We start from the raw sequence: 14201 nt of genomic DNA, 5'->3' as shown, positions 1-14201 counted from the left end.
ACTAGATGAGATATTTAAAATAATTATAGTTCGGGTGATTTTCCACAAAAACATAGTTTTGCTTTTGATAAAAACTGGCTGCGGATAAATCTGCGGTATTTAAACACAGCGCAGAAAAGTTCGGACGCGCACATTTTTCTAGATGCGCCAACAACTGACGACCCACACCGCTCTTACGGTATTTAGGATGAACATAAAAACGGCGTACGCGCCCAATCCGCGCCTCGATTTCATTTTCACCCCATTGCTGATTTAAACCGCCACAGGCAATCAATTGGTCTTGATCGTAGGCCAATAACAACACTTCACCCTTTTGATCAAAACGATTTTTTCCGCTTTGATATTCTTCGATCAAGCGGGTCAACGGTTCATATCCTTCTTTTGCTGCGAGTTGTGCCAAAGCTTGTATTTGAGGAGGTAATTGTTCTGCCGCTTGAATTAAAATTTCCATCTAAACTTCCTTGAATATGAGCAAAGCCATTTCACTACATTTGCCACGTAAATAAAATGAATTTTCCTCAACAAACTACAGCAATCTTGAGCATTGGTGTAAAATGTCGCTTTATTTTCAATACGTGACGAAAAAAGACATGGCAACTGTTGATCTTTTTGCAATTGGTAATGCACTAATCGACCAAGAATTTAAAGTCTCTGACGACTTCCTTATTCAACAACATTTGCAAAAAGGCACTATGCAGTTAACTGATGGTGAAACACAAGCAGATCTTTATAAAAAATTAAAAGAAACACAAAGCTATAAAGGTCAGGCTTCAGGTGGTTCAGCAGCCAACACCACCGTTGCCTTTAGTGCTTTGGGTGGTTCAGCATTTTATGCATGCCGCGTGGGTAATGATGAGCTAGGGCAAACTTACCTCAACGGTTTGCACGAAGCAGGCATTAAAAACACTGATAAATCAATCAGTGAAGGCGTAACAGGCACGTGTATGGTTCTAGTCAGTGAAGACTCTGAACGCACTATGCATACCTATTTAGGTATTACAGCCGAGTTAACTGAACAACAGATTGACTTTGAACCCTTAAAAACCGCGAAATGGCTCTATATCGAAGGTTATCTTTCAACCAGCGATAGCGCACGTTTAGCTGTTAAGCAGGCGCGTGAAATTGCCAAAGCTCATGGTGTTAAAATTGCATTAACCCTGTCTGACCCTGCGATGGTGCAATACGCGCGTCATGGTCTAGATGAAATGATAGCGGATGGTGTGGACTTATTGTTCTGTAACCAGCAAGAAGCCATGATGTACACCGAAACTGAAACAGTTGAGGCGGCTTTAGCAAAACTCAAAACACTGAGCCAGCATGTGGTGATTACGCTTTCAGCTGAAGGTGCACTTATTTCAAATGCACAAGAAACATTTAGTGTCGCGGGTCGTAAAGTACACGCTATTGATGCCAATGGCGCAGGTGATGCCTTTGCTGGTGCCTTCCTTTATGTAGTAAATGCGGGCTTAGGCTTACATACAGCTGCGCAACTTGCAATTTTGATTTCAAGTGAAGTGGTGTCACAGTTTGGCCCTCGTTTGGCTGTGACAGATTACGCTGAATTGTTCCAACAACTGCAAAAGGAATGTGCATGATGCAAAAAATTTGCATGACAGAAGACATCCCAGAACGCGAAGCGCGTTCTTTTGAAACACCTAAAGGGGATACGATTTTTATCACCCAACGTGACGGTGCCTTCTTTGCTTACCAAAACATTTGCCCGCATTTGCAAGTTGAACTTGAATTTTTGGAAAACCAGTTCTTAGACCGCGACCAAGAATTTATTGAATGTTCGACCCATGGTGCGTTGTTTATGGTGGAAACAGGTGAATGCATTTCTGGCCCCTGCCAAGGCGAAGCACTTGAAAAAGTAGCGATTACCGTGCATTCTGACGGTGGGATTTATCTCACAGAAGAATAATGAAATTGGACGTTCACCATGTATGAGTTGCTACATCACCCTGATTTGATGCTCTTTCATTTCAGCTTATTGACTTTAGTCATACTCAGCATGGTGGAAACCTTAGGCTACTTTTTTAAATCTCGCCCAAGTCATTTCCTTAAAAGGCTCTCGCCACAAAAACTGACTGAATCTCCGCTGCTGGACGTTAAGTTTTCTAAAGTACTGATTGTAGTTTTTCTCTTACTTAATTTTAGTGTTGCAGGTTATTTCCTTCAGTTCTGCATCTACGCCAAAGAACAGGCCTTTACTTCGGCTTACTACCTGATTTTGCCTGCGCTGATTATTGCAATTTTCTTTACCGTTTTTATGATCCACTGTTTGGATCAAGTTATTAAACCCAGACCAGATAAAAAACAAACCAACTTACTGGGTCGTCTGGCGACTATCTCCAGCGGGAATGCACGTCCTGGTTTTTCGGCTCAAGCTCGCGTTCGCGATGAATATGGTCAACTCCACTATGTCCAAGTTGAACCTGAGTTTGGTGAACTTGAATTTCAGTCACAAATTATTCTCATTCGTCTAAAAAAGTCGCATTACATAGCAAAGAAAATTTCAAAATCCAATCAACTTTTTAGTGGTGAAAGTACGCGCTAAACAAGCACCCCATCTGATCCCATTTCAACACTCTACGTCTTTATGAGCAAGTTTATCCTTTGCCATGGCCACTGCGTTAGCCTCCAACAAACGCCTCACAACGCGCTGTTTAAATCGAACCCTTGCCTCATCTTCTTGCTCAATCTTTTCAAAGCAATCTTTCATTTACAATCCAGCTTTCTGGATTCTAAGAAAATTTACCCAGAATAAGCTCAGGATGAGAATTTTACTCCCCGCCTCTGCCTTCAAGCTTAGATGACACAATAAAAGACTTTTTAAATATTAATTCGATTTTTAATTCCTAATTTCCTTGTGGTATATGCAACAGATCAAATCATCCATGATTCATATCCGTTAAAATCCATCATTTAAAAGCCCTATCACTTTTATATTCTTAAGATGAATTATCAATAAAATAACGATGAACGTTAAATATAAGCGTTTTAGTCGGATTTAAAATAAATATATACAAGTATTTTAGTCAGGTATTTAAATATAAACATAAGTAATTTGGTCAACTTTAAAATACAAAAATATTAGTTTATTTTTCATCACACCATTATTTTAAGTATATGTATTTAAACAACTTAATAATATATTTTTTATTTAAGTTTAAAGACTATTTATCTTTTGTATGTTTTTGTTTAATAATATAAAGCAAGTTAAAAAATAGGCTTTGTGAAATGAGCTTAGTCCCCAAAAATCTCAATCAAAAAGTCACCAGAGAGATTGTGGCCATTTTAATCATTAAGGTGATTATTTTAATGGTTATTAAGAACATCTGGTTTGACGCCCCAACGATTCCTAAAAATTTTGACAATCAAGTTGCTGAGCGTATTGCTGGCAATCCATCCCCAATCAAGGAGACACGTTGATGATATCTGAAAGCGTGGTCGATCTTTCGCGGTTCCAGTTCGCTATGACCGCGATGTATCACTTTATTTTTGTTCCACTTACACTGGGGCTTGCCTTTATTCTTGCCATTATGGAAACCACCTATGTGATTTCAGGTAAAGAAATTTATAAAGACATGACCAAGTTTTGGGGGAAACTCTTCGGTATTAACTTCGCTTTAGGGGTCACTACTGGCTTAACCATGGAGTTCCAGTTCGGGACTAACTGGGCATATTACTCACACTATGTGGGGGATATTTTCGGTGCTCCATTAGCCATTGAAGGATTAATGGCATTCTTCTTAGAATCGACATTCATCGGTCTGTTCTTCTTTGGATGGGATCGCTTATCCAAAGTGCAGCACTTATGTGTGACATGGCTGGTTGCACTCGGTTCTAATATGTCTGCCTTATGGATTTTGGTTGCAAATGGTTGGATGCAAAACCCTGTCGGTTCTGTATTTAACTATGAAACCATGCGCATGGAACTGGTAGATTTTGGTGCTCTCATTTTTAACCCAGTTGCACAGGTAAAATTTGTACATACCGTGTCTGCGGGTTATGTGACAGGTGCTATTTTCGTTCTGGCTATTTCAAGCTACTACTTACTGAAAAAACGCGATATTCCGTTTGCGCGTCGTTCATTTGCCATTGCCGCAATTTTTGGTTTAGCTTCAACACTTTCAGTGATTTTACTGGGCGATGAGTCAGGTTATGAACTGGGTGATGTTCAAAAAACTAAACTCGCAGCCATTGAAGCAGAATGGGATACTCACCCTGCACCTGCACCCTTTACTTTGTTTGGTATTCCAAATAAAGAAACCATGACTACAGATTATGCAGTGAAAATTCCATATGTGATGGGTCTTATTGCAACACGTTCTTTAGACAAAGAAGTGACTGGCATTAAAGATTTGATCGTACAACACGAAGATCGTATTCGTAACGGTATGGTGGCTTACTCACAACTGGAAAAACTACGCGCGGGTGATACTTCTCCAGAACTAAAAGCTGCATTTGCTGAAACTCAAAAAGACTTGGGTTATGGCTTACTGCTGAAAAAATACACACCAAATGTAGTTGATGCATCTGAAGATCAAATTAAATCTGCTGCAAAAGACACGATTCCGCACGTACCAAGCTTATTCTGGGCATTCCGTGCCATGGTTGTATCTGGTTTCCTTATGCTGTTGTTATTTGCTCTAGCAACCTTTGCTGTGGCAAAACGCAATGCAGAAAACAAACCATGGTTACTGAAGTTCGCGCTTTTCGCTCTGCCTCTGCCATGGATTGCTGCACAAACAGGTTGGTATGTTGCTGAAGTAGGTCGTCAACCGTGGACGATTGGTGAAGTTCTACCTACACACTTGTCAGCATCAAGCTTAAGCACAGGTGATGTATGGGGTTCTATCGCTGCCTTAGCTGCGTTCTATACCGTTCTTTTGATTATTGAAATGTATTTAATGATCAAATTCTCACGTCTTGGTCCAAGTTCGCTTCACACTGGTAAATACCATTTTGAAAAACTTGAAGCAGCTCGTAATGAGGAGACTCAAGCATGATCGAATATGAATTACTCAAAATCATTTGGTGGGTTTTAGTCGGCGTCTTGCTGATTGGCTTTGCCCTCACCGATGGCTTCGATATGGGCTCTATGGCGATCATGCCATTTGTGGGCAAAACAGATGAAGAACGCCGTGCGGCTATCAACACCATTGCTCCGCACTGGGACGGTAACCAAGTTTGGTTCATTACTGCTGGCGGCGCATTGTTTGCCGCATGGCCAATGGTTTATGCAACAGCATTCTCAGGCATGTATTGGGCGCTACTTTTAGTACTGTTTGCCCTATTCTTACGACCTGTAGGTTTTGACTACCGCTCTAAACTACAAAATACCAAATGGCGTACGTCATGGGACTGGGGTTTAGCAGTCGGTGGTGCTGTACCTGCACTGGTCTTCGGTGTGGCATTTGGCAACATGTTCTTAGGCGTGCCATTTAGTTTAGATGATACCGTCCGCTCAACCTACACAGGGAGCTTCTTTGCTCTACTCAACCCATTTGCTTTAGTCTGCGGCCTAGTTAGTTTATCAATGCTGTGCGCACACGGCGGTGCATGGCTCATGCTTCGTACCGATGGTGACTTACGCAGACGCTCAGCACAAGCAACGAAACTTATGGGCATTGTTTATCTCATCTGTTTCTTAGGTGCTGGTGCTTGGTTGTACTTTGGTGGAATCGAAGGTTATACCTTAGTGACTCCATTTGACACCAACGGTGTTGCTAACCCATTGGCAAAAGAAGTCTTGACCAATGCCAATCATGGCTGGATGAACAACTACTCGACTTACCCAATTACTATGATTGCGCCTATCGCAGGTATCTTAGGTGGTTTAATTGTGGTGCTTGCAGCAAGCAAGAACAAAGCAGGCTTTAGCTTCTTGGGTTCAAGTCTAGCAGTCGTAGGTGCAATTTTAACTGCTGGTTTTGCGCTGTTCCCATTCTTAATGCCATCAAGCATTCAACCTGTTGCAAGCTTGACCATGTGGGATGCCGTTTCAAGTAAAACGACGTTAACTGTAATGACAGTTGCTGCATGTATCTTTGTCCCACTCATTTTGTGCTATACCACTTGGTGTTACTACAAAATGTGGGGTGTTATTACCAACACACACATTAAAGAGAATTCACACAGCCTTTACTAAGGCTGTGTCTAAGGAGATCAAATTATGTGGTATTTTGCATGGATTCTCGGCATTTTGATGGCTTGCTTTGCAGGTGTACTCAGTGCTTTGTATATCGAACATCATCAAGACCTTGATGAGGAATAAACCATGACAGACGTTGCTATGGAAAACCAAACTGTAGATAAAAAGCCGAACAAATTTGCGATGCTAATTTCCTGCCTATTGGCCTTTCCACTTGCAGCGGTGTTGTTAGTGCATCCTGCTGCTATGTTGGATGACAATGGTCACTATAGCCACAGTGCACTGATGTATATCATGATTGGTATCTCAGGTGGCTTTATCCACGGCGTCGGCTTCGTGCCACGCCACTGGATTTGGAAATGGCTGTTTAGCCCGTTTATATCGTGGCCACTGATGATCTGGGGTTATTACACTTGGTTCTTCAGTTAAATAAAAAAGCCCTCATTGACTGAGGGCTTTTTTATAGTTCGTTTTTCTTGGATTCTACATTTCAGCCATGACACCAATAATGCCATTAATAATCATATCTACCGCAATGGTTCCAATCAGTAAGGCCGACAGTCGCCCGACAATATCAACATAACGGTCAATATATTTGGCATGCTTATAACGCAAATGGTCATGCGCAAATTTCATTAAAATCATCAAACCACAAGTCAACGCCAAAGTCAGGAAAATAATCATGGCCGCGCCGCTGATTGGCAGTGCCATACCTGTCACCACAGCAGCACTGATGGTTCCTGGACCAATCATAAAAGGCATCGCAATGGTTCCTGCCAAATGCTCAGGCGCCCCACGCATTTCACCAATGGTATCTGCCCCCTGAAACACGTAACGATAACCAATCACCAAAAAGATCAGACCACCAAATATTTGAAAGGCTTCAAAGCGTACATTTAAATATTTACTAAAAATCGCTTCTCCGCCCCATGCAAACAGCATAAATACTATAAAGGCAATGAGACAGCCCTGAATCAAGGCCTTATTAAACACTTTAGCTTCGGAATTCCGAATCATGCCAATCATGTAAATACTCATTAAAAACGGATTCAGCAATGAGAAAAACAAAGCAAAAGCATGTAAGTATGAGGTTAACATGGTTCCTCCTAATTATCCTTGAGGGTCTGGAAATAAGGGACGATTCCCCGGACTGATTCGATTGATATGTAAGAAGGTCATGTGACGTTCATAACGATCCAGCACATCATTAATCACTTGCTCTTTGGTATAACCAACAAGGTCGTTGCCTTGAGAACCTTCATACAAATAAGTTTCAAGACGATAATAGAAGCGTTTACCCAGTTTGCCACGTTCACTAAAGGTCGGCGCGATATAACGTACTGGCCAAATTTGATAGACAAAGTTTTGTTCTTCTTCCAAATGAATCATCAAATCTAAATGATACAGATTTAGGTCTTCTTCTAATGCACTCTCTTGAACACTGATGTCGATACCTCGTTTTTGCATTTCTTCTGCAACGGCCATCACCGCAGGTCGGCAAATATCATCGAGCATACGCCGAGTATCAGTTGTTCCTGGATGGTGCATGACTCGGGACAAACGCTTTTTCCAGTTGAGGATGTCGACATTGCCCACCACGGGTGCAGCATTTAAACTGCTACTGGCTTGTCGATAGTCTTCTAACCGCAGTGATTTATACAAACCTGCCATCACCAAGAACATCACAAAACTAAACGGCAACCCCATAATAATCGTGGCATTTTGTAGTGCCGTAATCCCGTTAGCCATCAACATTGCAAGGGTCAATAAACCAATGGCTATGGCCCAGAATACACTCAACCATCGCGGTGCATCATGATCGACATTGGTAAATTGAGTAGTGAAATTACCCAATACCAGTGCACCAGAGTCCGCTGAGGTCACATAAAATAGTAAACCAGTAATTGTGGCTACACCTGCAATAAACGGAAACCATGGATACTGTGCTAGCAAGTCATAAAAACCATGTGCAGGATTTGCAATGACACTTTGTGCAAGGGCTAAATTACCATCAAAAATCACACTATGTAGTGCACTATTTCCAAAAATTGATAACCACGTAAGTGTGAAAAACAGAGGAATAATGAGAGTTCCACTAACAAACTCACGAATGGTTCGACCACGTGAAATACGTGCTAAAAACAAACCTACAAATGGTGACCAAGCCACCCACCATGCCCAAAAGAATAATGTCCAACTGTTCATCCATTCTTTCGGTTGTTGAAAGGCAAAACTTTCCAAAGTCATACTTGGAAAACGGTTAATGTAGTCCCCAATATTTTGCACAAAAGCATTCAGTAAAAATTCGGTATTGCCTAAAAACAAAATAAACAGCATTAAGCCGACAGAAACATAAATATTGATCTCGGAGAGAACTCGCAGTCCCTTATTCACCCCTGAAGTCACTGAAATAATGGTCATTACCACCGCAACCACAATTAATGCGGTTTGCATCCAAAGGTTTTCAGGTAAATCAAACAACACATGTAAGCCATAGTTCAGCTGTACTACCCCAATCCCGCAGGTCGTCGCAATACCAAAAATAGTCCCGATGACCGCTGCGGTATCAACACTATGACCAATCGGCCCATGAATCTTATTGCCAAAGATCGGATATAAAGCAGAGCGAATAGTCAGTGGTAAGTTATAGCGATAACTAAAATATCCCAATGCCATGCCAATCAAGGCATACATACACCACCCAGTTAGACCATAGTGAAACAGGGTCCACACCATGCCTTGACGTGCAGCCTCTAGGGTCTGCCCCTCACCCACGGGTGGATGCATATAGTGGGATAAAGGTTCCGCTACCGAGAAAAACATCAAATCGATGCCGATCCCAGCTGAGAACAGCATTGCAGACCAACTTAAAAGACTAAATTCAGGCTTGGAATGTTTGGGGCCTAATTTGATGTTGCCATAGCGAGAACAGGCAATAAAAATGACAAAGACCATATACAAGGTCGCTGCGAGTAAGTAATACCAACTAAAAGTTGAACTTACCCACGCCAAAACCATATTTAAGGTTCGGTTAGCAAAGTCATTAAACAAAATGGTGGTAAGAGAAAAAATTAAAATAATGAGAGCTGAAATATAAAAGACCACACCATTTAAACGGTCTTTAGGCGCTAATGTTTGATCATCAACTGCTCTTGGATTATCTGTTGCCATACAATCCTCAAGAAAGTAAATAAAAAAAGACAAAAGCCAATTTTTAAACTTCTCGTGGTCGAGAGCTTAAAAATCGACTAACGAAATCGACAGTATTTTTATCAGAAATAAAAACGCTATCTTCTTTAAACCTGAAGGTCTAAATCATTTATACGGTGCATTTGCTACACAGTTTTGAAATGTGAGCCACCCTTGTTCATCGATATTTTGATAGAAATCTTACACATATCTCCCTTCAACATGACTATAAGAGCTTTCTCAGCTCAAAAAAAGTATAAAACCGTAAGCCCATAGCTCATCAGCTCACTTTTCTGAAAGATGTCCTGAGATTAAACCCTTATGGCACATCCATTTGATAAATAAAAAGTTATGTCGAATACTCAAAGCAATTTAGCAGTATTTTGTTTCGAATTTAACCATAAGTGTACTTTTTATTGATTGAACGTTCAATCAATAAAAAGTATCATAAAAAAATGCTATGATGCTTTCCATGTAAGTTATTGAATCTAACGCCTTTAAATTTAAGGCAAATTGTTCTGGATTGTCATGAATAAACGTAGAGTAAAACCTGAGCATGAGCGCCGTGAAGAAATCATTAATGCTGCCTATGCAGTCATTTATGAAGTGGGCTTATCCAACACCACTATTGCTCAAATTGCGAAAAAAGCACAGCTTTCTACGGGCATTGTGAGTCATTATTTTGGCGATAAACAAGGCCTCATTCACAGTTGCATGCGCCAAATGCTCAATGTCTTAGCCAAGACTACGGCGAGCTATAAAGCAAAGGTGACGCAGCCCAGTCCAGAACATTCGCTCAAAGCCATTATTGATGCCAACTTTGACATCAGTCAGGTCAACAACACTGCTATGCGGGTTTGGCTGGATTTTTGGTCTGCCAGTATGCACCTACCCGACTTAGGTCGACTGCAACGAATTAATGACCAACGGCTTTATTCAAATTTGAAGTTTCATTTCTTGCAGCTCATGCCAAAGGCCCAAGCAAGCCAAGCCGCTAAAGGTCTAGCAGCACTGATTGATGGATTATGGTTACGTGGAAGTTTAAGTGGTCATCAAGCATTTGATCGTGATTTGGCACGTTCTATTGCATACGACTATGTCGATATGCAACTTCGCTTAATTCAACAAATACGGCAGGAACAACAAAATGAATGATGTACAGCTTCACTCGCTTTATATTCACGGACAATATGTCAATGCCACCAGTGGTCAAACCTTTGACAGTATCAATCCTGCCACAGGTCAAGTCATTACTACCATTCAACAAGCCTCTAAAGCTGATGTCGATGCAGCCGTACAAAGTGCTGTACAAGGGCAGCGTGAATGGGCTGCCAAAACAGCGGTCGAACGTGCCCGTATTTTACGTCGTGCAGTCGATATTTTACGCGCTCGTAATGACGAATTAGCACGCCTAGAAACACTGGATACAGGTAAAGCGTTCAGTGAAACCTCTACCGTCGATATTGTCACTGGTGCTGACGTTTTAGAGTACTACGCAGGACTTGCAACGGCCATTCAAGGTGAACAAGTGCCGCTACGTGAAAGTAGTTTTTTCTACACGCGCCGTGAACCTTTAGGTGTGGTAGCAGGCATTGGTGCTTGGAATTATCCAATCCAAATAGCACTTTGGAAATCAGCTCCGGCCCTCGCTGCTGGGAATGCCATGATTTTTAAACCTAGCGAAGTGACCCCTCTTACAGCCTTAAAGTTGGCAGAGATCTATACTGAAGCAGGCGTACCTGCTGGGGTTTTCAACGTTGTACAAGGTTTTGGTGCTGAAGTGGGTCAATGGTTGACTGAACACCCAGATATTCAAAAAATTTCATTCACAGGTGGTGTGGCAACGGGTAAAAAGGTCATGGCCAGTGCTGCGGCTTCTAGCCTCAAAGAAGTCACCATGGAGCTCGGTGGCAAATCACCTCTGATTATTTGTGCCGATGCCAACCTTGATCGCGCAGCCGATATTGCGGTGATGGCGAACTTCTTTAGCTCAGGTCAAGTATGTACCAATGGCACCCGTGTGTTTGTACCACAAACCCTCAAGGCTGCATTTGAACAAGCAGTGATTGAGCGTGTAAAACGTATCCGCATAGGTGACCCGATGCAGGCTGAAACCAACTTTGGACCTTTAGTCAGCTTTCCGCATATGGAAAAAGTCTTGTCTTATATTGAGTCAGGCAAACAACAAGGTGCGACCTTATTGATTGGTGGACAACGTGCCACCGAAGCAGCACTTGCTCAGGGCGCATATGTATTACCAACCGTGTTCACCGACTGTCATGACGACATGCACATTGTGCAAGATGAAATCTTTGGTCCGGTTATGAGCATTTTAAGCTATGACAATATTGAAGAAGCCATTCAACGTGCCAACAACACCAGTTATGGTTTAGCCGCAGGTGTGGTCACACAAGATATTTCCCAAGCACATCGCATTATTCATCAACTTGAGGCAGGTATTTGTTGGATCAATACATGGGGCGAATCCCCTGCTGAAATGCCTGTAGGTGGTTATAAACAGTCAGGGGTCGGACGTGAAAATGGCATCACCACACTTGAACACTATACTCGCATCAAATCGGTTCAAGTCGAACTGGGTCAATACCAAAGTATTTTTTAAAATCTGAATTTTAACTATCTAAATCCTTACTCCATTTTTATTTATTCTTCTTTCATCCTCAACTCAACATGTGGCCACGTTCTCATGCAACGTGGTCCTGCCATAGAAAAAGGATCATTATGCATTCTCAACACTACGATTATATTATTATTGGCGCAGGTTCAGCAGGTAATGTACTGGCTGCTCGCTTAACCGAAGACCCAGATGTTTCGGTACTGTTACTCGAAGCTGGCGGACCTGATTATCGTCTCGACTTTCGCACCCAAATGCCTGCGGCTTTGGCCTATCCCTTACAAGGGCGTCGTTATAACTGGGCATATTTAACCGACCCAGAACCCCATATGAACAACCGTCGTATGGAATGTGGTCGCGGCAAAGGCTTAGGCGGTTCGTCCCTCATTAATGGTATGTGCTATGTCCGTGGAAATGCCATGGATTTAGAACAATGGGCCAGCCTTAAAGGTCTTGAAAATTGGAGCTATGCGGACTGTCTGCCTTATTACAAAAAAGCTGAAACCCGTGATATTGGTGGCAATGATTATCATGGCGATGCTGGCCCTGTTTCTGTTGCCACGCCTAAAGCAAACAATAATGTTTTATTCCACGCCATGGTTGAAGCGGGTGTGCAAGCAGGCTATCCACGCACTGATGACTTAAATGGTTATCAACAAGAAGGTTTCGGCCCAATGGATCGAACCGTGACCCCCAAAGGTCGACGCTCAAGCACAGCACGTGGCTATTTAGATATGGCCAAAGGTCGAGCGAATCTAACCATTATTACCCACGCCATGACCAATCAAATTTTGTTCAATGGCAAACAAGCGATTGGTGTTGAATATATTCAAGGTGCTAATCAAAACAACTTGCTTCAGGTCTATGCCAATAAAGAAGTTCTACTTTGTGCAGGGGCAATTGCATCACCGCAAATTTTGCAACGTTCAGGTGTGGGTTCAAGCACCTTACTTCAATCTCTCGACATTCCAGTCGTGCATGACTTACCGGGTGTCGGTGAAAACCTGCAAGACCATTTAGAAATGTACTTACAATATAAGTGTAAGCAACCTGTTTCTCTCTACCCTGCTTTAAAATGGCAAAATCAACCTGCAATTGGTGCAGAGTGGTTGTTTAACGGAACAGGGATTGGAGCAAGCAACCAGTTTGAAGCAGGTGGCTTTATTCGATCCTCCAAAGAGTTTGCTTGGCCAAATATTCAATACCACTTCTTGCCTGTTGCAATTAACTATAATGGCAGCAATGCCGTCAAAGAGCATGGCTTCCAAGCCCATGTCGGTTCGATGCGCTCACCTTCACGCGGTCGAGTACAGGTGACATCTAAAAACCCTTTCGATCATCCAAGTATTTTATTTAACTACATGTCGACAGAACAAGACTGGCAGGAATTTCGTGACGCGATTCGAATCACCCGCGAAATCATGCAGCAACCTGCGCTTGATCCTTACCGAGGCGAAGAAATCAGTCCCGGAAAAGATGTGAGTAGCGATGCTGAATTAGACGAATTTGTGCGTAATCACGCTGAAACGGCTTATCATCCATCCTGTAGTTGTAAAATGGGTGAAGATGATATGGCGGTAGTCGATGGACAAGGTCGTGTGCATGGTCTGCAAAGTTTACGTATGGTGGATGCATCGATTATGCCGCTGATTATCACGGGTAACTTAAATGCAACCACCATTATGATGGCTGAAAAAATCGCGGATCAAATCCGTGGCCGCCCAGCCCTACCTCGCTCTCATGCACCTTTTTATCAAGCTGAAACTGAATAAGTTTTAATAGCTCAGCACCTGACTTTAATTAGCTTTAAAATAATAAAGTCAGGTGCTTATTCATTTTTTCTTAAACAACAATGCTGAGTTTTGTATAAACAGTGCTATTTCTATTAGCATCCAATTTATACATTTTAGCTTTTAAAAAAATTGAATGCCTGTATATATATTCAACATCAATATCTTAAATATCAAAGCTTAACAAAAATAAACACCAATAAAAACAATGATTAATATTACACATCACTCATATTTATAGTTTAACCCAACTCATTTACAATAAAAATTACTAAGTCAATACATATTTAGTCTAAAATATTCATAAATCAGAACTGTGTGATAGGCTCAAAAGTTATATTTTTTGTGCGCTTTTCAGCTTTTAAGTATTACTTCAACTATACCAAGCTGATCATTTATAAGCAGCTCTATCATTCTTCTTATTTTTATTCTA

At 41.7% G+C, this 14201-nt stretch carries 14 protein-coding genes; 11 read left to right on the top strand and 3 right to left on the bottom strand.

Annotated features, from left to right (window positions below; translation table 11 throughout):
* Position 1: 1 nt before the first annotated feature.
* The gene (locus tag AC4CUZ_RS11090; protein ID WP_004696669.1) at positions 2-451 is read right to left on the bottom strand and encodes a GNAT family N-acetyltransferase; all 450 of its coding nucleotides are present in this window, start codon (positions 449-451) and stop codon (positions 2-4) included.
* A gap of 139 nt (positions 452-590) precedes the next feature.
* Between AC4CUZ_RS11090 and AC4CUZ_RS11085 the strand changes: the two genes are divergently transcribed.
* The 8 genes from AC4CUZ_RS11085 (at position 591) to AC4CUZ_RS11050 (ending at position 6586) form a co-directional block, all read left to right on the top strand.
* Positions 591-1595 carry an adenosine kinase gene (locus tag AC4CUZ_RS11085; protein WP_078388818.1) on the top strand — a complete coding sequence of 335 codons (1005 nt, stop codon included), beginning with the start codon at positions 591-593 and terminating at the stop codon, positions 1593-1595.
* A gap of 14 nt (positions 1596-1609) precedes the next feature.
* On the top strand, positions 1610-1921 hold the full coding sequence (locus AC4CUZ_RS11080; RefSeq protein WP_010326961.1) for a Rieske (2Fe-2S) protein: 312 nt from the start codon (positions 1610-1612) through the stop codon (positions 1919-1921).
* Between the two features lie 18 nt (positions 1922-1939).
* Positions 1940-2557, top strand: a complete 618-nt coding sequence (locus AC4CUZ_RS11075) for an OB-fold-containig protein (RefSeq protein WP_010326962.1) — start codon at positions 1940-1942, stop codon at positions 2555-2557.
* A 683-nt stretch (positions 2558-3240) separates the two neighbouring features.
* Positions 3241-3432: a cytochrome oxidase putative small subunit CydP gene (cydP, locus tag AC4CUZ_RS11070; protein ID WP_004696660.1), complete on the top strand. Its 192-nt coding sequence runs from the start codon at positions 3241-3243 to the stop codon at positions 3430-3432.
* On the top strand, positions 3432-5012 hold the full coding sequence (locus AC4CUZ_RS11065; protein WP_004696658.1) for a cytochrome ubiquinol oxidase subunit I: 1581 nt from the start codon (positions 3432-3434) through the stop codon (positions 5010-5012). Before cydP ends, AC4CUZ_RS11065 begins: the two co-directional genes overlap by 1 nt.
* Positions 5009-6154 (top strand): cytochrome d ubiquinol oxidase subunit II, encoded by a 1146-nt coding sequence (gene cydB / locus AC4CUZ_RS11060; protein ID WP_004696656.1) that lies wholly within the window; start codon positions 5009-5011, stop codon positions 6152-6154. The genes AC4CUZ_RS11065 and cydB overlap by 4 nt, the downstream gene beginning before the upstream one ends.
* 24 nt (positions 6155-6178) lie before the next feature.
* The gene (gene cydX, locus AC4CUZ_RS11055; protein WP_002120988.1) at positions 6179-6280 is read left to right on the top strand and encodes a cytochrome bd-I oxidase subunit CydX; all 102 of its coding nucleotides are present in this window, start codon (positions 6179-6181) and stop codon (positions 6278-6280) included.
* Positions 6281-6283: 3 nt separating this feature from the next.
* The gene (locus AC4CUZ_RS11050; RefSeq protein ID WP_490747584.1) at positions 6284-6586 is read left to right on the top strand and encodes a cyd operon YbgE family protein; all 303 of its coding nucleotides are present in this window, start codon (positions 6284-6286) and stop codon (positions 6584-6586) included.
* Positions 6587-6640: 54 nt separating this feature from the next.
* On the opposite strand, the gene AC4CUZ_RS11045 is transcribed toward AC4CUZ_RS11050, so the two are convergent.
* Together AC4CUZ_RS11045 and AC4CUZ_RS11040 are read right to left on the bottom strand one after the other, a co-directional pair.
* The gene (locus tag AC4CUZ_RS11045; protein WP_004981851.1) at positions 6641-7255 is read right to left on the bottom strand and encodes a MarC family protein; all 615 of its coding nucleotides are present in this window, start codon (positions 7253-7255) and stop codon (positions 6641-6643) included.
* Between the two features lie 12 nt (positions 7256-7267).
* Complete coding sequence (locus AC4CUZ_RS11040; RefSeq protein WP_490747583.1) at positions 7268-9328, bottom strand: choline transporter; 2061 nt, start codon at positions 9326-9328, stop codon at positions 7268-7270.
* 546 nt (positions 9329-9874) lie between these two features.
* On the opposite strand from AC4CUZ_RS11040, the gene betI reads away from it, so the two are divergent.
* The 3 genes from betI to betA all read left to right on the top strand — a co-directional run bounded on the left by betI (position 9875) and on the right by betA (position 13750).
* On the top strand, positions 9875-10501 hold the full coding sequence (gene betI / locus AC4CUZ_RS11035) for a transcriptional regulator BetI (protein WP_078388798.1): 627 nt from the start codon (positions 9875-9877) through the stop codon (positions 10499-10501).
* On the top strand, positions 10494-11966 hold the full coding sequence (gene betB, locus AC4CUZ_RS11030; protein ID WP_078388797.1) for a betaine-aldehyde dehydrogenase: 1473 nt from the start codon (positions 10494-10496) through the stop codon (positions 11964-11966). Before betI ends, betB begins: the two co-directional genes overlap by 8 nt.
* Positions 11967-12085: 119 nt before the next feature.
* Positions 12086-13750, top strand: a complete 1665-nt coding sequence (gene betA, locus AC4CUZ_RS11025; protein ID WP_078388796.1) for a choline dehydrogenase — start codon at positions 12086-12088, stop codon at positions 13748-13750.
* Positions 13751-14201: the final 451 nt, after the last annotated feature.

The sequence above is a fragment of the Acinetobacter sp. 789_lipA genome, assembly GCF_058242845.1.
The sequence above is the reverse complement of the archived record's forward strand: the minus strand, read 5'-3'. Positions and strand labels throughout refer to the sequence as shown.